Source organism: Parabacteroides sp. AF14-59 (assembly GCF_003479515.1).
Lineage (GTDB): Bacteria > Bacteroidota > Bacteroidia > Bacteroidales > Tannerellaceae > Parabacteroides > Parabacteroides faecis.
Map to the genome: position 1 here is coordinate 30,072 of NZ_QUHH01000014.1, position 22,504 is coordinate 52,575.

Sequence of the window (22,504 nt, forward strand, 5' to 3'; positions counted from 1 at the left end):
AACTAATATTATGATAAAATTAGGAACCCATAACTCAATGACTTACCTGACGCCTATCGGGGCACTTCAGGTATTGGCTTGGCCTACCGGAAAATGCCAGGATCTGACTATCGAAGAACAATATGAATTTGGTGTCAGGCTTTTTGATCTGCGAATCCGTTTCGAGGACAAAGACACGCCTTATTTTGCACACGGATTTTTAGAGTTTCGCAAGAAAAAAGTGACGGACGTTCTTGACTTCTTAAACGGGAAGCGGGATTGTGTCGTTAATCTGGTAATGGAAAGTTTTGGTAAAGTGCAGGATACTCAGGATGCCTTTTTCGTTGATTTCTGCAAGATGTCCGAAGCCACCTATAAAGACATTACTTTTATTGGCGGATGGAGTAAATTCCCGGCGAGCGGACATTCCCTTTATACTTTTGCCCCCAAAGAGCGGATTCAAAAAAAAGAAGTCTATAAGGTGTTTACTTTGTTGAATCAAGGGATCCAGGAAGGCAAGTCCGAGATCCAAAATCCTAGCGGTAACGGAAAGGATGTCCTGAAAAAGATCGTCGATGGAGGTGTTGAACTTTTGAAAAGCCCTGCGTTCTTTGCACAACAGAACAATCCGGAATACTGGAAGAACGTAAATGAAGATTCGTATACAATGATGGACTTTGTCCAGATCGGAGCTTCGGATGACTATCTGTCCAAATTGCCAGCATCATTGCAGGAGAGGATACGTCAACTGGCAAAGACCAGACCGAAGTTTGAATAGAGCTTTGTAAGAATAAAAAAGGTTGTAAGTGAAAGGATATTTCCGTTTCTTACAACCTTTTTTGGAGTGGTTAGGAAAAGAATATATTATCCTTTATTCGATTTCCGGAAACCGGTTTACACCGTTAAAAAATGCTTCCCGGATTTCCGGAAGGCGACTTCACTTATTGGAGTCTTCTTTTTCTTTGGAAAATTGTTTCAAAAGATATTCCACATTTATATAATGACGGGTATATTCTGCATGCATCTTTCTTATAACCGAACTGGCAGACGCCATTTGGGCAAGGAATTGTAGATGTTTACCCAGAGAAACATTCATCTCTAATCTTTCTTTTTTGGGGATAGAATCCTGCACGGAACAGATTCCGCAGGCCGTTTGTATTTCCAGCATGCCTTCGTCCCATGCATGTTGCGTGTATTTACATAATATTCCGAGGTTTCTCTTCAACTCTTTACGGAGTATGTTCAATACTTCGAATTCATTGCGATGAGGGGAACATGCGCTCGGATTAATCAGACGGGCCAGTTTGAGGTAAAAATCTTTTAGTTCCTCTTCGGAAAGGGGAGAGGGGTTTCCACTTAGCTTTTGCAAGTCTTCACTTTGTTGGACAGTTAAAAAATCTGTTTCCATACCTATTAATATTAGATGTGAAGGCGAATATTTTCTGAATATAAGAGCGGTTCCGCCTGTCCCGTTGCATTTCATCATTCCTTAGAAGACAGTAGATGCATTGACATTCTACACGGGGGTACGGAACCGCCATATAGAATGGTCGCAGGCGGGCATAAAAATGCCCGCTACGAAAATAGGCGGGATTTCCCGTCTCTAAGGATTTAATGAAATGCACGACAAATATACGGTAATAATTAAAGCCTGCAATGAAATAGATGTAATCTTTATCAGAAAAATTTATGCTTTTATCTCATAGGGCTTTTGGCTTTTTAGAATATCTCCGGCTTTTTCCGAATATAATAGGATATATATTTCTTAAATAAAAAGCCGGTGCGTTAACCCTAATGACACACCGGCTTCTCATTATTTTTTGAGGAATAATTTATCAATACGAATTCAGCACCTTGTTCAATTCGTTCACCATTTCCGTAGCCGACTTTTGTGTTTTAGCCAACCCTTCCGGGGTAAACATGGCAACAGTCTTGTTCAATTTTTCCAGTTTGCCGCCTTTCAACTCTTCGCGGAGGATACGGATTTTTTCTGCATCCTGAAGACCTTCTACCAGGCGTTCGAAACGGATACTGCTGCGAGGACCCGGATAGATACTGTACGTATCGCCGGCAGCCCAGGTACGGAAGCGGGAGTCGCGCAACGGATCTTTTGTCCAGCTGTTGACAGCCCAGCGCAGATAACCGTCGTAACCTCCGGCAACAGCGTGCAGGATTGTCCACGGAGCTTCTGCCGGCTCAGAGAAGGTAAATGTATTCGGGAAAGCCTCCGAGCAGCAAGTGTAAACGGTACTGATCTGGCCTTTGCGGTCGCGTTCAGCTTTTACGTCTTCCGGGAATTTGTGGCCGTAGGGGATACTCAGGTAATACAGGTCGCCTTGTATCTCTTTATGATAGTTTCCAGCCAGCGTGATCTTAAATTCAGGGTCAGCTTGCTTGATCACCTTGATAGCTTCTTGCATGGCTTCCAACGGACGTTCATCCATAGAAATCGCAGTCTTTTCAAACCAACCTTTTGCACGCAGGTGGCGGGAGAAATCTTTCAGGAAAGAACCCCAGTAGTCGGCATAAGCTGCATCACCCGGTTTGGCTTCGATGAACTGGATGCGATTGGTTGCCTGGTCGTAATAGTCGAAGCTGAGCGCCCACGGGATCATCGTATAGCAGCTGATCAGATCCTTGATACCCACTTCGTTCATCATAAATTCGACCCATTTATCGAAGACCGTATAATCGTATTCCCATGTGCCGTCAATCTTTTTCATGCGGAATACCATACTGTCGAAATGATCTTCCGTCTGTCCGGCCCACGGTTTGTGCATGATACTGGTCGTGATGGCACGTTGTCCGGCGTTAGCCAGCATCTTCATGATCGGAAGCATTGCATCGAAATGTTCCTTGCTCCAGAGAGGCACGTTGTAGAAACGGGCAACGGAGTATGGGTTTTGCCACAAATCCAGATGGAATTTCCAGTCCTGCGGTTCAGGCAAGGTACGGTTCAGGACGTCTATTTCAACCTGCAGGTTCATCGGCTGGAAGTTTTTACCTGAAACGGTCAGCGTTCCTTTATATTTTCCGGGGCGTGCATCCGACGGCACCCATACATTCATCCAGATAGGTTGTGTCGTACGGGCCTTGATGTCGTGCATTTTTACAATATCAAGCACGTCGGCAACAATCGAAGAATCCCATTCTGCTTTATTTTCACGGTGTCCGCAGCCGCCGTTACGTTCTTTATTCAATTCGTCGGTCATGACGTAGCGTACGAAATTGGTTGTGACGGCAGAGGCCGGGATGACTGACGAGCCGTTCTTCAGCTCACTGACTGTGATGGTCGCATCCGACAGGTCGTTGGTAGTCCATAGAACAGCCTGTGCATTCACCCGTTCCCCTTTCCAGGCTTTTGTCTGCCAGCGGGAATTTTTAGTAACGGTCGGGATACTGAGTTTCGGATAACGTACATCCGTACTTGCCCAGCTAAGTTGCGTAGGTGTGGTTATTTTATTCCAGACAGCCTCACTATCGTGTGGCTTGGTGTCGGTTAGTTCGGTGTAATCGGTGGTAACTTTATAATCCGATTGCTGCGCGTAACAGACCGGGCCTAGCGTTAGCAGGGCACAAAGGATAAGCGAGTTTTTCATGTATAAATGTTTTAGAAGTTTATTCGGGGGATAAAGATAGGAAAAAGATGGGATATTGTACCAAAGGCTATTGCTGCAAAATTATTTATTTCGGTTTTTGTCTGAAATAGACCCCCCTTTTCCAGTTGACAAGTGACAGTTGACAGATGACAGTTTTTTCGGCTTTCAGCCGACTTAATTTACCGAGCGCGAAGCCTAACTGTCAACTGTCACTTGTCAACTGTCAACTGGAAAAAGTTTACTTGATCCTGTTATAATGGCAAAACAGCAGGTTGCCGTCATCATCATATAAGTGCATGCCGTTACCTTCACAGTATCTGTACATTTTGCAGTCGGCACATTGGCCTTTGCGGGTCCATTTGCGGTTACGGTAAGGCTTGAACTCATTGTTCCAGATGTCGATGAATTTGTCTTTGTAGATATTTCCCTGATGGAAGTTGGCACGGATACTCGGACAACCGGAAATGGAACCATCCGCCAGAACCGATGCTGTGCTGATACCTGCGTTGCATTGGAAGATCGAATCGCGTACTTCCGCTTCGTAGTTTCCGAGAAAACCTTCACATCCGTAGCTGACCTGTATCTTTCCTTCTTTCCGGCAGTAACGGATGAAGTTGAGCAGCCAGGTAAACTGTTCGTTGTCCAGTTGCAACTCTGCTTCTTCGGCGGCACGTCCGACCGGGAAGATCGTAAATAGCCGCCATTGCTTAACTCCCATTTCAACCAGGAACTCCTTGAAAAGTTTCAGGTCCTTGAAATTTTTCTGATTGACGCAGGTTACGACATCCCAGATGATTTCCTTTTCTTCCGCCAGCATGCAGATGGCATTGACTGCATTTTCGAAGCTTTTCGGGTGACGGCGCAACCAGTTGTGTGCTTCTTCAAAGCCGTCGAGGCTGATTGTTGCCGAATGAAGTCCGGAAGCCAATAACGAATCGAGCCGTTCGCGGGTCAGCAACAGGCCGTTTGAAACGATTCCCCAAGGATAACCCCGGCGGTAAAGTTCCATCCCGCAGGTCTCGATATCTTTGCGCACCAGCGCTTCGCCTCCGGTAAAGATAACCAACACCTTATTCGGTTCCACGAAAGGAGTGATATCATCCACTACTTTCAGAAAATCCTCCATCGGCATATCCTTTATGCCTGCCGATACATGGCAATCGCTGCCGCAATGACGGCAGGATGCATTGCACCGAAGCGTACATTCCCAAAAGAGCGTGCGTAGTTCGTGTAATTTGGCTTTGTTCCTCCTGATGCTTCGGGCGAGTTCCAGAGCGATGCGCTTACGAAATCCGGGGCGTTTGTCCATCCTTATCGTTTTTAGTTACTATTTCTTTTTCAGAGTGAAGTTTACTTCTTTTGATCCTTTTCCGATCAACATCCCTTTACCCCCTGATAATTCAATTTCTGCAAAGTTAATAATTTCTGATTTCATTTCATAGGAATTCCCGTATCCTTCTAAAGGCGATGTTTCGATCGTGTATTCTTCTATCGCCTCCAGGTCGCATGTGAAACTGTACATGCCATGTCTGTTTGTAATAGCCAGATATTTCGATGCATTGCCAGGGATATTCGGCAGCAGGGAGGGGGTAGTGCTGATGACTATGGCACCCATCGGATGACCTTCGTCGTTTGTGACCTGTCCGTGGATCGTATAAAAAGCATGGGGCGCCTTATGTGTGTCGACATATCGGTCGAGCGTTATTTCCGTTTCCAGCGAAGCGGCTCCTTCATACCAGGTGCCTCCGCCTTTAAAATTCGCATTTCTGAATGAGACGAAAGAGGTCTTGGTGACGAACTGGCCGCCGTTATCTTCTTCATCGATATCTCTGGAAATCAGTTGGAAGGTGCTTCCCGGAAAATCTCCTCTCTTCCACTGGAATTTTCCGTCCGAATCGGTGTAAAGCGTATCTTTCTGCATCCATCCGCTTTCAGGGATAGAATCGCTGATCTCTATTTGTATGTTTGCGATCGGGTAGCCTTGGTTGTCCACCACTTTCCCTTTGATCTCATAATCGGCGTAAGGAGTGCCGTATTCGCAAGTTCCCCCTTTATCGCAGGCAGCCAGTGAGAAACCCAGTAATGTGAGAAGTCCTGCCAGAAGTTTATTCATACTGATCAGGAACAATTGGTTTGCTTTATCCATAATAATGTTGTTTGTGTAGTGTTATATCTAATAGATGCAAAGATCGTAATAAACGTTGCACCACCTGTTTTTTATGAGTAACTTGCGCGCCGAATCCAATCGACTAAATAAACATGAAAGATTTTCTACGCATATTAAGGCGTTTTGTACCTCCTTATAAGAAGTATATGGTGTTGAATATTGTATTCAACATATTGTCTGCCATACTGAATCTTTTCTCTTTCGCACTGATCATTCCTATTTTGAATATATTGTTCAAGCTGAATGATGATGTGTATTCTTACAAAGCCTGGGTCTTTGATCCCTGGACATGGGAAAGCTGGAAAGGTACTCCCGAATTGATAAAAAACAATTTCTTTTGGTTCGTCAGCGACCTGATCGAAAAGGAAGGCGGTTCGTTTACTTTGATCGTTTTGGGGGCCTTCCTTATTATCTCCACTTTTTTGAAGGTGGGTACTATGTACATGGCTTTTTTTACTATGATTCCTATCCGTACAGGGGTTGTCCGTGATATTCGTAACCAGATCAATAAGAAAATAACTGAACTGCCGTTAGGTTTTTTCTCGGAAGAACGTAAGGGAGACATCATCGCCCGTGTGTCCGGTGATGTGAATGAAGTGGAAGCATCCATTATGAGCTCTTTGGATATGTTGTTCAAGAATCCGATTCTGATCATCATCTATCTGATCGGTATGATTGTGATCAGTTGGCAACTGACGATCTTCGTCCTGATACTCCTGCCGGTAGCCGGTTATATCATGGGGCAGGTTGGAAAGAAGCTGAAACGCAAATCGTTGGAAGGACAGCAGATGTGGGGCGGCCTGATGAGCCAGATAGAAGAAACGCTGGGTGGCTTACGCATTATTAAAGCATTTAATGCCGAGAAGAAGATACAGACCCGTTTTGAGAACAGCAACGATCAGTTCCGCCGTATGACTAACCGTATCTATCGCCGCCAGCAGATGGCGCATCCGATGAGTGAGTTCCTGGGGACGGCAACGATTGCCATTGTGCTTTGGTATGGAGGTACTCTTATTCTTAGTAACAACAGTTCGATTGACGCATCTACTTTTATTTATTATCTGGTGATCTTCTACAGTATAATCAATCCGGCAAAAGATTTGAGCAAATCGGTTTATGCCATCCAAAAAGGGTTAGCTTCTATGGAACGTATCGATAAGATATTGAAAGCTGAAAGTGATATCAACGACCCGGTTCATCCTCAAAAGATTGCACTGCAAAAAGAGATACGATATAATAATGTCTGGTTTAAATATCAGAATGACTGGATCATAAAAGGCATTGACCTGGAAATCCCCAAAGGGAAAACAGTTGCTCTGGTAGGCCAGTCCGGTTCCGGTAAAAGTACGCTGGTGGATCTGTTACCTCGTTTTTATGATGTGGAAAAGGGAAGCATTACCATCGACGGTACGGATATCCGTGATGCATCCCTTTATGACCTGCGTGGTCTGATGGGGAACGTGAACCAGGAAGCGATCCTGTTTAACGATACTTTCTTCAATAACATCTCTTTCGGTGTGGAAGGTGCGACACCGGAGCAGGTTCAGGAAGCTGCCCGTATTGCAAATGCCCACGAGTTTATCATGGCAAGTGAAGAAGGATATAACACAAATATCGGTGACCGCGGAGGAAAACTGTCCGGCGGACAACGGCAGCGTATCAGTATTGCCCGTGCTATCCTGAAGAACCCACCGATACTGATCCTCGATGAAGCAACTTCAGCATTGGATACGGAGTCGGAACGCCTTGTCCAGGAAGCTCTGGAGAACCTGATGCGTAACCGTACCACTATCGTTATCGCCCACCGTCTTTCTACGATCCGTAATGCGGACGAAATATGCGTGATGCATGAGGGAGAGATCGTGGAACGCGGACGCCATGAAGAACTGTTGAATTTGAATGGGTATTATAAGAGACTGTGTGATATGCAGAGTTTCTGATACCGGATTAGAATAATTATTTTTATTTTATAATACTATGAACTCAATTCGATTAAAGGAGATAGGGCGGAAAATGATTCGTCCTTCTGTTGCCGTCTTATTGGTCTTACTGACAGCCTGCGATATGCCGGAAATGAAAACAGCCAACAAGATTGCTTATCATTTTGATGAACCTGCCCGTATCTGGGAGGAAACACTACCATTGGGAAACGGCCGCTTGGGAATGATGCCTGACGGCGGGGTCGACAAGGAGAACATTCTGTTGAATGAAATATCCATGTGGTCGGGAAGTAAACAGGACACGGATAATCCGCAAGCTGTATGGTCACTGGCGAACATACGTCGTCTGCTCTTTGAAGGAAAGAATGACGAAGCACAGGACCTGATGTATCGTACTTTTGTTTGTAAAGGTGCGGGTAGCGGTCAGGGGCAAGGTGCCAATGTACCGTATGGCAGTTATCAGTTGCTGGGAAATCTCGTTCTGGATTATATCTATGTTGGTGATTCGGATTCGGTGGCTGCTTACCGAAGGGAACTGAATCTGAATGATGCGATCGCTTCAACTTCATTCCGTAAAGGAAAAGTGAACTATAGCCGTGAATCGTTTACCTCTTTTTCCGGAGATCTGGGGGTGGTACATCTGGTGGCGGATGCTGATAAGGCGCTTAATTTCACGGTAGGTATGAACCGCCCCGAGCATTATGCATTGTCGGTCGACGGCAAAGACTTGCTGATGAAAGGCCAGTTGCCCGACGGTGTGGATACATTGGAGATGAAAGGTACCAAATATGCGGCACGTGTACGTGTCGTCCTGCCGAAAGGAGGTTCACTTATTCCCGGGGATAGTTCGCTGACCGTTCAGAATGCTTCCGAGGCTATTCTTCTGGTAAGCATGGCTACCAATTATAAGAATGAAGGATTCGAGGATCAGATATTCTCGTTGTTGGCTGAATCGGAAAGAAAAGATTATCCGACTTTAAAAAAAGAGCATGTGAATGCCTACCGTTCCTTGTTTGACCGGGTCGATCTGGATCTGGGACGTTCCGAAAAGGACGATATGCCGATCGATGAACGTTTGCAGGCTTTTCAGCAAGACCGGAACGATCCCTCATTGGGTGCCCTTTATTTCCAGTTCGGACGTTATCTGCTGATTTCTTCGACCCGTACCGGTTCGTTACCTCCCAATCTTCAGGGATTGTGGTGTAATACGATCAATACTCCCTGGAACGGAGATTATCATTTGAATATCAATTTTCAGATGAATCATTGGCCTGCAGAAGTGGCCAACCTTTCCGAACTGCATCTTCCGATGACGGAATGGATCAAACAACAGGTGGAAAGTGGAGAACGTACGGCGAAAGTCTTTTATAATGCCCGTGGATGGGTGACTCATATCCTGGGGAATGTATGGGAATTTACGGCTCCGGGCGAGCATCCTTCGTGGGGGGCGACCAATACCTCTGCCGCGTGGCTTTGTGAACATCTGTTCACCCATTATCAATACACACTGGATAAAGAATATCTGAAAGAAGTATATCCGGTAATGAAAGGGGCGGCCCTGTTCTTTACGGATATGTTGGTACGTGATCCCCGAAGTAATTATTTGGTAACGGCTCCTACTACTTCGCCGGAAAATGCTTATCGCATGCCGAACGGCAAAGTGGTGCATATCTGTGCCGGATCGACAATGGATAACCAGATCGTTCGTGAGTTATTTACCAATACGATTCAAGCCGCCAACATTCTCGGTGTCGATTCTGCTTTTTGTCAGGAGCTGGCTGATAAACGTTCCCGTTTGATGCCGACTACGATCGGGAAAGATGGCCGTATCATGGAATGGCTGGAACAATTTGAAGAGGTAGAACCTCATCATCGCCATGTCTCTCATCTGTATGGCCTGTATCCGGGAAATGAAATTTCGATGGAGCATACACCTGAACTGGCTGAAGCAGCCCGTAAGACCTTGGAGGCCCGTGGTGATAAAAGCACCGGTTGGTCGATGGCCTGGAAGATCAATTTCTGGGCACGCCTGCATGATGGCGACCATGCTTATAAATTGCTGGTAGACCTGCTTCGTCCTTGTGTGGAGAAGGGGACGAACATGGTGAACGGAGGCGGTTCTTATCCGAACCTGTTCTGTGCGCATCCGCCTTTCCAGATCGATGGTAATTATGGTGGTTGTGCCGGTATTGCCGAAATGTTGATACAGAGCCAGACCGGAAATATAGAGTTGCTTCCTGCTTTACCGTCTGCCTGGAAGACCGGTAGTTTTAAAGGCTTAAAGGTACAGGGTGGCGGCGAAGTTTCAGCTAAATGGGCGGAAGGTCAACTGACAGAAGCCGGATTGAAAGCAACTGTACCGGGAACATTCCGGATCAAGCTTCCCGCTCAATCGGCAAATCTGAGTATCAAAATGAATCAGAATCCGGCATCCCTCCCTGTTATCGACGGTATGCTGACAGTAGATATGAAGGCAGGGGATTCGTTGTTATTACAGTTCTAGAATAAAGGTATTTTATATACAAACCCGATGGAAAGGCGTCCGGTGTTCTCGACAGAGGCATCGAGCGCCTTTGCTCTTTCTGTCAGACTGTAAGCCCGTCCGGTTCCGGTAATGAAAAGATGGAGATTATCGTCGCCCAGCGGGTAGAACTCGACACCTCCCTGATATCCCCAGGAAGTACGGTATTTGCCGGATTCGAATAGGTTGTTCGTTTTGTAGACAGAGGCTGTTTCATACATCCCTTTTACAAAAAGATTCCATTTCGGATGTATTTGATAGTTTAGTCGGGCTACCAGAGATAGATAGCCGGTATTGGCAATTTCGGCTCCCGATTCTTCATCTTCCGGTTCAAATTGTTCTGCTAACAATCCCAGCGGATCCATTTTCCCCCGTGTATACATGATGTCGAAATATCCGAGAAATTTACCGGCTTCTACCTGTTGTCCGCCCCAGACCATCCACATCCAGTTTCCTTTTGCTTGTTGTCCGGCGGTAACCGAATAGCGAAGCGATAACATTTCGTCCAGATAACTGCTGTTCCATCCCAGATTATAGAATGAAGGAGATTTGCTACGGTTCTCGTTACCGTTAGTCACTTGCAAACAGATTTCCTGTGTTTCGACGGGTTCATAACTGACTCCGATTCCGGTAAAATAACAATCCATCCAGTCGTTCATATCGCTGTAGTCATAAATCCGGTAAGGATACTCGTCATATTCAAATCCTCCCCAGGCAGCATCCTGTTTCCCGGCTGTCACGGAAAACTTCTCCGATAACTGGAAATTTACCCAGGCATTCTCGATATAGGAACCGAATCCGTTTGCCCGTACCCATTCATTCCGGTAACAAAGAACCTGCCGGTAAGCATAAGAAAGCCAGGTGGTAACGGTTCCTGTCGCTTCCATTTTAAGATCATTCAGCAGAAAACGGTCCCGTTCCGCTTCTCCGGAAAGAGCTTCGTTGTAAGATCCATGTGTTTCCAGAAATAATTTGAAAACTTCCGTGTTGTTCGGAATCAATGGCTTTTGAGAAGAAGCGGTAAAAGTAGTCCCTGCCAGAAAGGCGGACAGGCAAAGTACCAGTAGTCGTTTCATGAATCTTTTTTCTGTTTGTTGATTTGGGGTGCAAAGATATATATAAACCGGCAACGAAACAATATAGGATACTTTTGCTCATTTGTTCTAAAAATTAGTACAGATCGCTTTTTCTTCTTCTCTTCGACATATATGGCAAAATGGGACAAAAGGATGATAATTCGGGCAAAAAGACTTTTTATTATCCCTGTACATTTGAGCAAGAAATTACCTAAATCACAAGCCATGAAGTTGAAATTTGTTTTTATTAGCGTATTGACAATCCAGCTATGCTCCTGTTCATTATCCGGTGAAAAGAAGACAACCGGGGATGAAATTTATTCGCAGTCATTTATTAAAGAAAAGATGCTCGAGGTTTTTCGATGGCAGATTGGTCATCCGGTAGATCTGAATGCAGAACAGGAACAATGGGCTCGTTCCGTATTCTATTCAGGAATAATGTACGCCTACCAGACAACTTCCGACCCTGTTTATCTGGAACAGACCAAGAAATGGGCCGATGGATGGGATTGGAAAAGAGGACGCCGGTTTCGTCATGCGGATGATCTGGCTTGCGGACAGGCTTATTTGGATGTATATAAAGTAGAAAGCGATCCTAAAATGCTTTGGGGAATCCAACAGGCGGTAGACAGTCTGATTGCTGATCCGAAGCCCGGGCGTGTCGATTGGTGGTGGTGTGATGCTTTATATATGGAACCTCCGGTATTAGCCCGGTTGGCTGATATAACAGGAGATACTAAGTATTATGAATATCTTCAGGATATGTATTGGGATTCGACTGATTTTCTGTATAGTAAGGAAGATAGCCTTTTTTTCAGAGATAAACGTTATTTTAATGCATTGACTGCTAATGGACAAAAAGTGTTCTGGGGCCGCGGAAACGCCTGGGTGATAGGAGGACTGGCCCAACTGCTTTCACTTGTTCCGAAAAATAACCCTATTTATAAAGATTACCAGGAATTGTATATACAGATGATGACGAAAATAGCTTCAGTACAGCAACCGGATGGCCTTTGGCGGGCCAGCCTTCTCGATCCGGATGAGGTTCCGGTAAAAGAAACCAGCAGCAGTACATTTTTCACTTTTGCCATGATCTGGGGAATCAATAACGGATTATTACCGCAGGATACTTATTTGCCGAAGGTGCGTCGGGCATGGACTGCTTTACTGGACTGTATCGACGAAAATGGTAAATTGGGATATGTACAGGCGATTGGGGCCAGTCCGGAAAATGTAAAAGCTTCCGACAACCAGGAATACGGTAGTGGAGCTTTTCTGATGGCAGCTTCCGAGATGTACAAGTTTGCAGAACGTGAGAAATAAAAAAATATATGTTTAACCTTTTTAGTTGTTTTGACACATGAAAAAACTAAGTATTTATTTCAGTGCATTTTTATGCCTGGTTTGCATTTGTTTTGGTTGTGGAAGTGAGGATGTGAGCGATTATCCACCTTCCAATATGCGTAGTATAGTCAGGTTTACCTTGAATCCGGCACAAAACGGGGGGAATGTGTATGTGCAGCATATAGCAACAATCGACCAAAGTAAAAAAACAATTACATTGAAATTGCCTCCTCATCTGGATTTGAAAAATATCCGTCCGGAGATTGTAGCAGCCCCCTGGAGTGATGTCACTCCTAAAAGTTTGGAGGCAATAGATTTTTCTGCAGATCTGATTGAATATACGGTTGTGGCCGAAAGTGGTAAAAAGGCCGTATATGAGGTGATTAAGGATATGACATACCAGTATGCGGCATGTCAGCTATATGCCGTTACTTTCCCGGGAGTGGCTGATCCGGAAACAGGTGAACCGATCAGGGCGATCTGTAATGAAAATAATAAAACTGCGACTCTGAAAGTGCCCGCAAACACTGATATTACAAAACTGGTCCCGAAGTTTGAACTGTCTCCTGAATCATTTAATGCCTCGTTTGACAAGCCGGATGGGAAAGCATATGATTTTACGGACCCTGTTAAGTTTACTGTCACTTCGGAAGATAGAAAAAAGACAGCTACTTATACAATCACTGTGACAACAATACAAGAATAATAACAATAAATCCAGTACATAATGAACCACATTAATACATATAGACAGTTTTTGCTCTTTATGCTTTTTATAAGTATAGGGACTTTCCTTTCTGCCCAGAATATACAAGTTACCGGAACGGTGAATGACAAATTAGGCCCGATGGCAGGAGTCAATATCGTGTTGAAAGGAACGCAAACCGGAACCATGACCGATATGGATGGTAAATACTCTATTCAGGTACCTCCTACAGGTGTTTTGGAATTCACATTTCTTGGATATAATACACATACGGTAAATGTAAACAGCCGGGTAATTATCAATGTGAATATGGAAGAATCTTCCCAGGCGTTGGATGAAGTCGTTGTTGTCGGCTACGGTTCGATGAAAAAGAGGGATATAACCGGTTCTATTGTTTCTGTGAGTGACAAGGACTTGCAATCGAATGAACCTGTCAATATCGCATCTGCTTTGCAAGGGAAGGTATCCGGACTGGATATCATGAGTACTTCCGAACCAGGTACTGATGCTACATTTCGTATCCGTGGTACATCCACTTTAAGTGATGGAGGGTCCAACCCGTTGTTTATCGTTGACGGAATGGAAGTTTCAAGCATTGATAATATCAATCCGCGTGATATCGCTTCTGTTGAAGTTTTGAAAGATGCTGCATCAGCAGCAATTTACGGTTCCCGTTCAGCTAATGGTGTTGTAATCATTTCAACGAAGCAGGGACAAGAAGGAAAGGCTAAAGTTTCAGCCAACTATTCATTAAAACAATCGCGTATTGGAAAGAAATTAGCACAGATGAGCCGTTTACAAGGTATCCAGTATGAAACATTGCGTAATTTCCTGAATGGAAACTATACGACAATAGCCAATCGTGACTCTTTGAACCCCTCTATGACCGCTGATAATTTTTATCAGGATCTGCTGTTCAGACATGCCTGGACCAACCAGGTGGATGTCAGTGTATCCGGTGCGGAAAAGAAAATAAAATATTTTATCAGTGCCGGTTATCTGGGTGAGCAGGGGATTCAGATCAATACCTTTAACAAACGCCTGACCACCCGTATCAATGCGGATTATAATGCGACACCGCGATTGACTATCGGTAATCGTTTGGCACTGACTATTTCCAATCAACGGAGATCAACCAGTGAATCCCGGTCACGACTCCTCCAGCGGCCCGCTAATTATAATGTAATAGAACCTGACGGTAGTTACACTCCGATCCTTGCCAGTCGTAGTAACCCATTGGCTGAAAGTATGGTGGGGAAGAATAACTATAAAATATACAATCTGGATATATATGAATTTCTGGAATATAAGATATTAGATGAATTAAAATTCAAGGCAAGTATTGCCGGTAGTATCAATTTGCAAAAATATCAGAGCTTCCGTCCGGCTATCCTGGATGTAAATGAACGGCGTAAAGCAACTAATCAGGATGATACAAAGACCAGTTGGACGCACGAAGATGTACTGACCTATAACAAGACATTTAATAAAGATCATTCATTGACCGTATTGGGAGGTTTCAGTATCCAGGAATTTAAAACAGAAATGACAAAACTGGCTGTAGTGGATAATATCAGCGATGCCATTGAGATCTCCAATGCCTATGGTGGTGTAGATATGACCAATACGAAAGCGACCTGGACGGCAAACCGACTAGCTTCTTTCTTCGGACGCGTGTCTTATAGCTATAAAGGTAAGTATCTGTTTAATTCGAATTTGCGTTATGATGGTTCTTCCCGTTTCGGTACTGACAAACGTTGGGGGTTTTTCCCTTCCGCATCGATCGGGTGGCGGTTCTCTGACGAGATTTTTATGCAATGGATGAAACCTGTAGTCAGTGACTCCAAATTGCGTTTGAGTTATGGTGTAACAGGTAATCAGGTAGCCGGAAATTTCTCGTCTTTGGGTTTATACACGACCAACTTTTATGCAGATATGCCGGGTATTTATCCGAACCAGTTGGAAAACAGGAATTTGGGATGGGAACAAACCAAGCAATATAATATAGGTCTCGATGTGTCTTTCCTGGATGGACGGATCGGATTAATAGCTGATTATTATAATAAAAAGACCTCAGATGTCCTTTATCAGGTAAAATTACCTCAGACATCCGGTTTTAGTAGTTCTTATCAGAATATCGGGGATGTGAAAAATACCGGTTGGGAGATTACGATCAATTCAACAAACATCGATACGAAAGATTTCCAGTGGAGTACCTCTTTGAATCTTTCTTTCAATAAAAATAAGATTGTTTCTATTCCGGAAGGTGGCCAGCAGTTTATCAATACCGTGTATATCCTTGATAAAGGCTATGCCGTAGGAACAATGTACGGTTGGAAAGCAAAAGCTATTTTCCCGTATGATGAATCCAACGCTTTTACTTCCGACTGGCGGCAATTGACTCCGATATTTGATGCGAAAGACCGTTTTACCGGATATGAGTTGGATGGAAAAGCCTATGATGGTGAGATCAAACAATATCGTTATAATACGGCCAACGGAGATGTATTCAAAGGTGGTGATGTGATGTGGGATGACGTGAATAAAGATGGTATTATCGATGCTAAAGACCGTCAGGTACTGGGGTGTGGTCAACCGGATGTGATCGGAGGTTTCAATAACGATTTTACCTATAAAGGTTTTACGCTTTCTTTATTCTTCTCATTTGCTTTGGGAGGGGATGTTTTCAATGCCTATGAACAGAGCCGTTCTGAACATAAATGGTCGGCTATTACCCGTGGAAATCCGGCCAATATAGCAAACTCGTGGAAGGCTCCCGGTGATATTGCCAAGTTCCCGAAACCGAACGGTGCGGCTGTAATGGATAACACCCGTTTTGCCAGCAGTCTCTGGATTGAAGACGGCTCTTATATCCGTCTGAAGAATATCCGTCTGGCTTATGAGGTTCCCAGGAATATAGTGAAAAAGATCGGTCTTGAATCTCTGAGTGTATCGGCTATGATGCAGAACTTCTTTACCTGGTCGAACTATTCAGGATTCGATCCGGAATTACCTAGTAGCGGATTTTCAGTAGGTTATGATAATAACTCCTATCCGAAAGCAAAAGATATTTTGTTTGGCGTAAATGTTAATTTTTAAATGTATACAAATATGAAAAAGATATATGCAGTTTTCTTATCGGCTCTTTTGTTCACCTCTTGTCTGAATGACTTTTTGGATGTGAACCCAGTGAGCGACATTGCAACTTCTACTTTCTGGCAAACAGACAATGATGTGCGCGCCGCGTTGAATTCAATTTATGCAGATTTTCAGACGAATTATAATAAGAATAGCGGGGGGAATTATATGACCTGGTTTGAGATGCGTTCCGATAATTTTATTGGCACGACAGTCTCATCCAGTATGCCTACATTTGCGGCCAATACAAATAAACTGAATTCTTCCCATGCTTCTGCAGACTGGAATGTATGGTATAAATCAATTTCTACAGCAAATTATGCTTTGTATTATATTCCGGATGTGCAAGGTCTGACGGAAATTAAGAAGAATAATTATATGGCTGAGGCTTATTTTTTACGTGCTTTTTGTTATTTCAACCTGACGCGAATATGGGGAAATGTGCCTTTGATTGAAAAACCGACCCTTTCTTTGACGGATGTTGAAAAACCGACCCAGTCTTCTCAGGTCCAGATTTTGGAACTCATAGGGAAGGACCTGGAAGAAGCGGTTAAACTGGTAGATGAAGGATTAAATGATGTTTTTCGTTTTAATCCAGGAGCTTTATATGCTCTTTACACTGATTATGCTATGTGGATACACGATTATGATAAAGCGATATTATATTCCGGAAAGTTGATGGACCTGCAACGTTATTCACTGGTCAAAGGTACTGAGTTCGGACAGGTTTGTGCAGATGGTACGACTAGCGAAAATATCTGGACCATGAAATGGTCTTACCAGAATAACAAACAGAACTGGATCATTTATATGATGTGCCGTACGTCTGCCCCTCAGATGATCCCATCGGAAGGGGTAAAGAATTTGTGGAATACCGAGGAGTATCAGGCTGATCTTCGCCGATACCAGACGATCGATACGACAGTAGTCTATGCTTCCAATCATATTTCCAGTCCGAACGGGGATGCGGCTATCTGGAAGTGGCAACCTGGTGAACGGGTCATTGAAGCAAATGAAAAATATTTCCCATTCTATCGTTATGCCGATATTCTGTTGTTGAGGGCTGAGGCACTGAATAAGCAACAAAGGCAGGTAGAAGCTCTGGAACTTTTGAATATGATCCGTGAACGTGCCGGTCTGTCTCTGAAAACGATGAATGATTTTACACAAGCATCAGATAAGACACTAGCTATGGAAGATGCCATCTTACAAGAAAGACAACTGGAGCTATTAGGGGAGGGGCATCGTTGGTTTGACCTGATCCGTACGGGACGGGCCATGAAAGTAATGAACAACTATTTTGAGAATTATATTGAAGCGCAGACAAGTGATGTATGTCCCCGCTTCACAGAAGAATGGCAACTCTATTGGCCTGTTTATTATAACAATATACTGGAAAATGCGAATTTGGTTCAAAACGGTAATTATTAAAAAGATATAGATATGAAAAAGATACTATTACAATTGACTATAGCTTGTTTCATGGTTCCCTTATTCTGTTCATGTAATTTGTTCGGGCTTGACTTACAAAAGGATTTTGAATATGAATACAGTCCGGTAGAGCTAACAATGGATATGAGTGCTTATGCTTTTATTGAAAGTCGTAAAAATATGGATATGTCCTTGTTGTTTGATGCCATTAACCTGGCAGGTTATCAGCAGGAATATGAAACCGAAGGACGGACCTTTATTGTCCTCAATGATGTAGCATTTACCAGCTATTTGAAAGATCAGCATTATTCTGGTTTGCAGGCGATGAAAATTGAGGATATTAAGACTTTGTTGAATTCTTACATAATAAAAGGACGTTATCATTCTTTGGATTTGACCACGACACCGGTCAAAGTGGAAACAATGAATCCGAATACGACCATGTATCTTAGTCTGAGGGCTCAGAACAATGATGCACAGAATAAATTTGAGGTTAGAATCAATGAAGTGGTAAACTCTGGAAAAATCGTTTCTGTGGTAACGTCTAATCTGCAACCGACTAATGGTATCATGCATGTTGTCAATGCTTATCCTGAATATAAACTGAAATGATCGGATGATCGATCTGTCGTGTACCGGATTTTCCGGAAGGAATCCGGTACATTTGTTTTTTATTAATTTAGTTGGCTGAAAGGAGGAAAGAATGAAACAGTATATCCAATTGATCATGCTACTATTATTACCGGTAGTTTTGCATGCGCAGTCGTTATCCGGAGTCTCTTCGAACGAGGTAATCCCGGATCATCCCCGTCTTCTTTTATTGAAGGGGGAAGAGAAGATCCTGAAAGACAAAATAGCTACCGAACCATTGTTGAAGAATCTGCATGAGGAGATCATTCAGGAGTGTAACAGGATGTTACCGTTGTCTGCTCTTACCCGTAACCAGCAAGGACGTAGGATATTACATACTTCACGGGAAGCTATCCGGAGAATTTTCTACCTCTCGTATGCTTTTCGTCTGACCGGAGATGGGAAATATTTCAAGCGGGCCGAGAAAGAGCTGTTGGCGATGGCGGCCTTATCGGATTGGAATCCAAGCCATTTTCTGGACGTAGCAGAGATGACCGCTGCGGTGTCGGTCGGATATGACTGGTTATATCACGAACTGTCCGAAAACTCGAGGAAGGAGATTGCTTCGGCGATCAGAAGTAAGGGGTTGCAACCTTCTTTGGAAAAGCAATATAATGGCTGGTTGGCTGGTAATAACAACTGGAACCAGGTGTGTAACGGAGGAATAACTTTCGGAGCATTGGCTTTATATGAGCTGCAACCGGAAGAATCGGCAGCTTTGGTCAATCGTGCTTTGGAATCCATACGTAGACCAATGACCGTCTATGTGAATAACGGTGCTTATCCGGAAGGGTATGGTTACTGGATTTATGGTACAACTTATAATGTTTTGTTTATAAATATGCTGGAAACGATCTGGAAGAAAGATTTCGGCCTTTGCGAAGCTCCCGGATTTCTGAACACGGCCACTTTCATGCAACATATGGAAGGAATTGCGAAAGTCGTAAATAAATTGGCTGTTAAGTCGTTGGAACGTGTAACGGAATCGAAGCAGGCTAACCTGCAGTGTTTTAACTTTGCAGATAACGGAAGCTCAACTGTTATTAATCCGGTCATGTACTGGTTTGCAGGTAAAACTAAGAATTTATCACTTATCTGGCGGGAATTGGATAAGCTGGCGACACTGGAGGTCAAGAAAGACCCGAGTCTGACAAAAGACCGCTATCTCCCTATGTTGCTTGTATGGAGTAAGGATGTATCGTTCAGGAATGTGAAAACTCCTGCAGAACGGATGTATACCGGACAGGGAAAAAGTGCTCTGGCCATTATGCGAACTTCCTGGGATTCGGATCATTCGATCTATTTAGGTGTAAAAGGTGGAACGCCGAATGAAAGTCACGGTCATATGGATATCGGCTCTTTTGTAATGGAGGCGGATGGTATCCGTTGGGCGATGGATTTCGGAGCACAGGATTATCATTCCCTGGAATCGAAAGGCATTGATCTGTGGAATATGAAGCAGGAATCTCCGAGGTGGGATGTGTTCCGCTATAATAATATGGCCCATAATACGCTGACAATAAATGGGAAGAAACAGATTATAGCCGGTCATGCTCCGATTGAAAATAGTACGGAGAAAAGGGGACAAATGTCTGTGTCGATGGATTTGACTTCTTTGTATGAGACGGAAGTCAGTAGCCTGAAAAGAGGTGCCGGGATCATAAATGATGAATATGTATTGATTCGTGATGAGGTCCGGACCGGCAATAAAGAGGCTTCCGTTCGCTGGAATCTTTTGACTGCTGCAACTCCGGAACTCATAGACGATCACACTATCCAGCTTTCAATGGATAACCGGAAACTGACCATTAAAGCTAACGGAACGGTATCTTTGAAAAACAAGATCTGGAGTACCGAGTCGCCCCATGATTATGATACATCGAATGCCGGAACGACTTTTGTCGGTTTTGAGTTCGATGTTCCGGCAAATACCCGGCAGTCTATCGATGTGATCCTGATACCGGGTGATAAACAACCGGTAATGGAATGTTCTGAGATACAATTATTTTAAATACATATAGTTTACCATGAAAAAATACATTTTACTATTTAGTCTTTTGTCATTTGCGCTGACGGCACAAGTTCCAAAAAGTATACCGTTTGAAGAAAATAACCGGCAGCGGATCGACGAGATTACCAGTTATCTTGATGATGAACCGGCTGGTTTCGGTTATTCTTACAAGAATCGTACGGAATGGGAAAAGGTCAGGAATAAGATAGATTATAAAGCTGTAATGGAACGGGCAGAGGAAGTATTGAATACGGAAATGCCTCCCTGGGATGATGATCTTTATCTGGAGTTCTCGAGAAATGGGGTCAGACCTCCTGGCGAAAAAATGCTGAATGCCCGTAAATCACGTCTGGCACCTTTAGTGTGGGCTGAATGTATGGAGAATAAAGGACGTTTCGTTCCTAAGATAGAATCGACTTTGAGAGAGTTGATCTCTCATCGCTCCTGGATACTTCCTGCCCATGATACTTATCTGAATGTCTTTTATGGAAAGAAACATGAGGTGGATTTGGTTGCGGCAGCTTTTGTACATGAATTGGCGGAAACCCTTTATTTTCTGGATGATAAAATAAGCGAACCAGTACGTCTGGAAGTGATCGATTCCATGTATGTTCGTGCTTTTGATCCGGTTAAAGATGCATTGAAAACCGGAAAGGGATATACGTTCGGTTGGTTTAACAATACGAATAACTGGAATGCGGTTTGTCTTGCCGGAGTAACCAGTGCGGCTGTAGGTATCATAAAAGATAAGAGAGAACGTGCTTTTTTTGTGGCGGCGGCTGAATATTATTCTCAAAACAGTGTGTTGGGCTATACTGACGACGGGTATTGTACCGAAGGATTGGGCTATTTCAATTATGGGTTTCAACATTATATTATTTTGCGTGAACAGTTATATCAACGGACAAAAGGAGCTATCGACCTGTTCAAGAGTGAGAAGATGAAGAAAATAGCGATGTATGGTATCAATTTTGAGATTATAAACGGTACTTATCCGGCATTTGCAGATTGCCGGATCGGAACGACTGTGTCTCCTTTGATCCTGTGGTACTGTAATCATAACCTGGGACTAGGGTTAGCTGCTTATGACAGACTTGACGACAACGATCTGCGGCCTTCGGTTTTAACTGCGATGCTTCTTTTTCCCAATACGGCTCAACAGACTTCCAGTCATATTGACGGTAGTGTAAAAGTGGAAGGAAAACAGCCGGTCAGAATGTTTTTTGATAAAGCTGGTGTTCTGATCTGCCGTCCGGAAAAATTGTCTGATCATTCTATGGGGGTAGCTCTTAAAGGAGGAAACAATGCTGAACATCATAATCACAATGATGTAGGGAGCTATTCGTTGATCGTAGGAAATGAAACGTTGGCAGGCGATCCCGGAGGCCCTTATCATTATGCCGGTGCTATGTGGACGGACAAGCGATATACATTTAAATCCATCTCTTCATTCGGGCATCCGGTTGCTGTGGTGGATCAGACCTTGCAGGGAGCCGGTAAAGAATATGAGGCAGAAATAGCCGGAACCGATTTTACTGCACTTCGTGATGAATATGTGCTCGATCTGACAAAGGCGTATGATTGCCCCAATCTTAAATCCTATATCCGCAAATTCGTTTATGACCGGACCGGAACTGGTAGCCTGTCAATAGAAGACCGGTTCGAATTGAAAAATGCCGGATCATTCGAATCTGCAATTATAACTTTGGCCAATTGGCAGGAGAATGGAGGTAAAACTCTGAAGTTGTCGGGAAAGCAACATACAGTGAATGTGAAGATTGAAACCTCTTCTCCAAAAGGATATACACTTATTCCTGAGAAAATTCAGGAGAATGGTCCTGAATTTTCCCGTATCGGAATCCGTCTGAATGAAAAAATAAAAACGGGTTACATTCGTGTGTTTTTCAAGGTTGAATAAAAACATATCCCCCGAATATCTTTATATTTGGGGGAATCTTTGTT

General features: G+C 43.7%; 15 protein-coding genes. 10 read left to right on the plus strand and 5 right to left on the minus strand.

The window, feature by feature from the left end:
- Positions 1-10: 10 nt before the first annotated feature.
- On the plus strand, positions 11-757 hold the full coding sequence (locus DWW23_RS26750) for a hypothetical protein (RefSeq protein WP_233564353.1): 747 nt from the start codon (positions 11-13) through the stop codon (positions 755-757).
- A gap of 159 nt (positions 758-916) precedes the next feature.
- Here the strand turns inward: DWW23_RS26750 and DWW23_RS15480 are convergent, their stop codons facing one another.
- The 4 genes from DWW23_RS15480 to DWW23_RS15495 form a co-directional block, all read right to left on the minus strand.
- Positions 917-1,387, minus strand: coding sequence for a hypothetical protein (locus tag DWW23_RS15480; RefSeq protein WP_122354182.1), 471 nt, complete (start codon positions 1,385-1,387; stop codon positions 917-919).
- A gap of 427 nt (positions 1,388-1,814) precedes the next feature.
- Positions 1,815-3,578: a DUF4091 domain-containing protein gene (locus tag DWW23_RS15485; RefSeq protein WP_122354183.1), complete on the minus strand. Its 1,764-nt coding sequence runs from the start codon at positions 3,576-3,578 to the stop codon at positions 1,815-1,817.
- A 238-nt stretch (positions 3,579-3,816) separates the two neighbouring features.
- Positions 3,817-4,887: a TIGR04133 family radical SAM/SPASM protein gene (locus DWW23_RS15490; RefSeq protein WP_122354184.1), complete on the minus strand. Its 1,071-nt coding sequence runs from the start codon at positions 4,885-4,887 to the stop codon at positions 3,817-3,819.
- 18 nt (positions 4,888-4,905) lie between these two features.
- Positions 4,906-5,724: a radical SAM-associated putative lipoprotein gene (locus DWW23_RS15495; protein WP_122354185.1), complete on the minus strand. Its 819-nt coding sequence runs from the start codon at positions 5,722-5,724 to the stop codon at positions 4,906-4,908.
- Between the two features lie 113 nt (positions 5,725-5,837).
- Between DWW23_RS15495 and DWW23_RS15500 the strand changes: the two genes are divergently transcribed.
- Both DWW23_RS15500 and DWW23_RS15505 read left to right on the plus strand, forming a co-directional pair.
- Positions 5,838-7,685 (plus strand): ABC transporter ATP-binding protein, encoded by a 1,848-nt coding sequence (locus DWW23_RS15500; protein ID WP_122354186.1) that lies wholly within the window; start codon positions 5,838-5,840, stop codon positions 7,683-7,685.
- Positions 7,686-7,758: 73 nt separating this feature from the next.
- Positions 7,759-10,188 (plus strand): glycoside hydrolase N-terminal domain-containing protein, encoded by a 2,430-nt coding sequence (locus DWW23_RS15505; protein ID WP_187576744.1) that lies wholly within the window; start codon positions 7,759-7,761, stop codon positions 10,186-10,188.
- On the opposite strand, the gene DWW23_RS15510 is transcribed toward DWW23_RS15505, so the two are convergent.
- Positions 10,185-11,282 (minus strand): porin, encoded by a 1,098-nt coding sequence (locus DWW23_RS15510; RefSeq protein WP_122354188.1) that lies wholly within the window; start codon positions 11,280-11,282, stop codon positions 10,185-10,187. The two genes, DWW23_RS15505 and DWW23_RS15510, sit on opposite strands and share 4 nt — an antisense overlap.
- Before the next feature lie 225 nt (positions 11,283-11,507).
- Between DWW23_RS15510 and DWW23_RS15520 the strand changes: the two genes are divergently transcribed.
- From DWW23_RS15520 to DWW23_RS26760, 7 genes are all read left to right on the plus strand, one after another.
- Entirely contained in the window at positions 11,508-12,605 is a 1,098-nt protein-coding gene (locus DWW23_RS15520) for a glycoside hydrolase family 105 protein (protein WP_122354190.1), read from the plus strand.
- Positions 12,606-12,642: 37 nt separating this feature from the next.
- Positions 12,643-13,332 carry a DUF5018 domain-containing protein gene (locus tag DWW23_RS15525; RefSeq protein ID WP_233564354.1) on the plus strand — a complete coding sequence of 230 codons (690 nt, stop codon included), beginning with the start codon at positions 12,643-12,645 and terminating at the stop codon, positions 13,330-13,332.
- 60 nt (positions 13,333-13,392) lie between these two features.
- Positions 13,393-16,431: a TonB-dependent receptor gene (locus DWW23_RS15530; protein WP_229801158.1), complete on the plus strand. Its 3,039-nt coding sequence runs from the start codon at positions 13,393-13,395 to the stop codon at positions 16,429-16,431.
- 12 nt (positions 16,432-16,443) lie between these two features.
- Positions 16,444-17,901 (plus strand): RagB/SusD family nutrient uptake outer membrane protein, encoded by a 1,458-nt coding sequence (locus tag DWW23_RS15535; RefSeq protein WP_122354287.1) that lies wholly within the window; start codon positions 16,444-16,446, stop codon positions 17,899-17,901.
- Between the two features lie 12 nt (positions 17,902-17,913).
- On the plus strand, positions 17,914-18,513 hold the full coding sequence (locus DWW23_RS15540) for a fasciclin domain-containing protein (RefSeq protein ID WP_122354192.1): 600 nt from the start codon (positions 17,914-17,916) through the stop codon (positions 18,511-18,513).
- Positions 18,514-18,604: 91 nt separating this feature from the next.
- The gene (locus tag DWW23_RS26755; RefSeq protein ID WP_233564355.1) at positions 18,605-20,542 is read left to right on the plus strand and encodes a heparinase II/III family protein; all 1,938 of its coding nucleotides are present in this window, start codon (positions 18,605-18,607) and stop codon (positions 20,540-20,542) included.
- Positions 20,543-20,558: 16 nt separating this feature from the next.
- Positions 20,559-22,460, plus strand: a complete 1,902-nt coding sequence (locus DWW23_RS26760) for a heparinase II/III family protein (protein WP_233564356.1) — start codon at positions 20,559-20,561, stop codon at positions 22,458-22,460.
- The last annotated feature ends 44 nt before the right edge of the window (positions 22,461-22,504 follow it).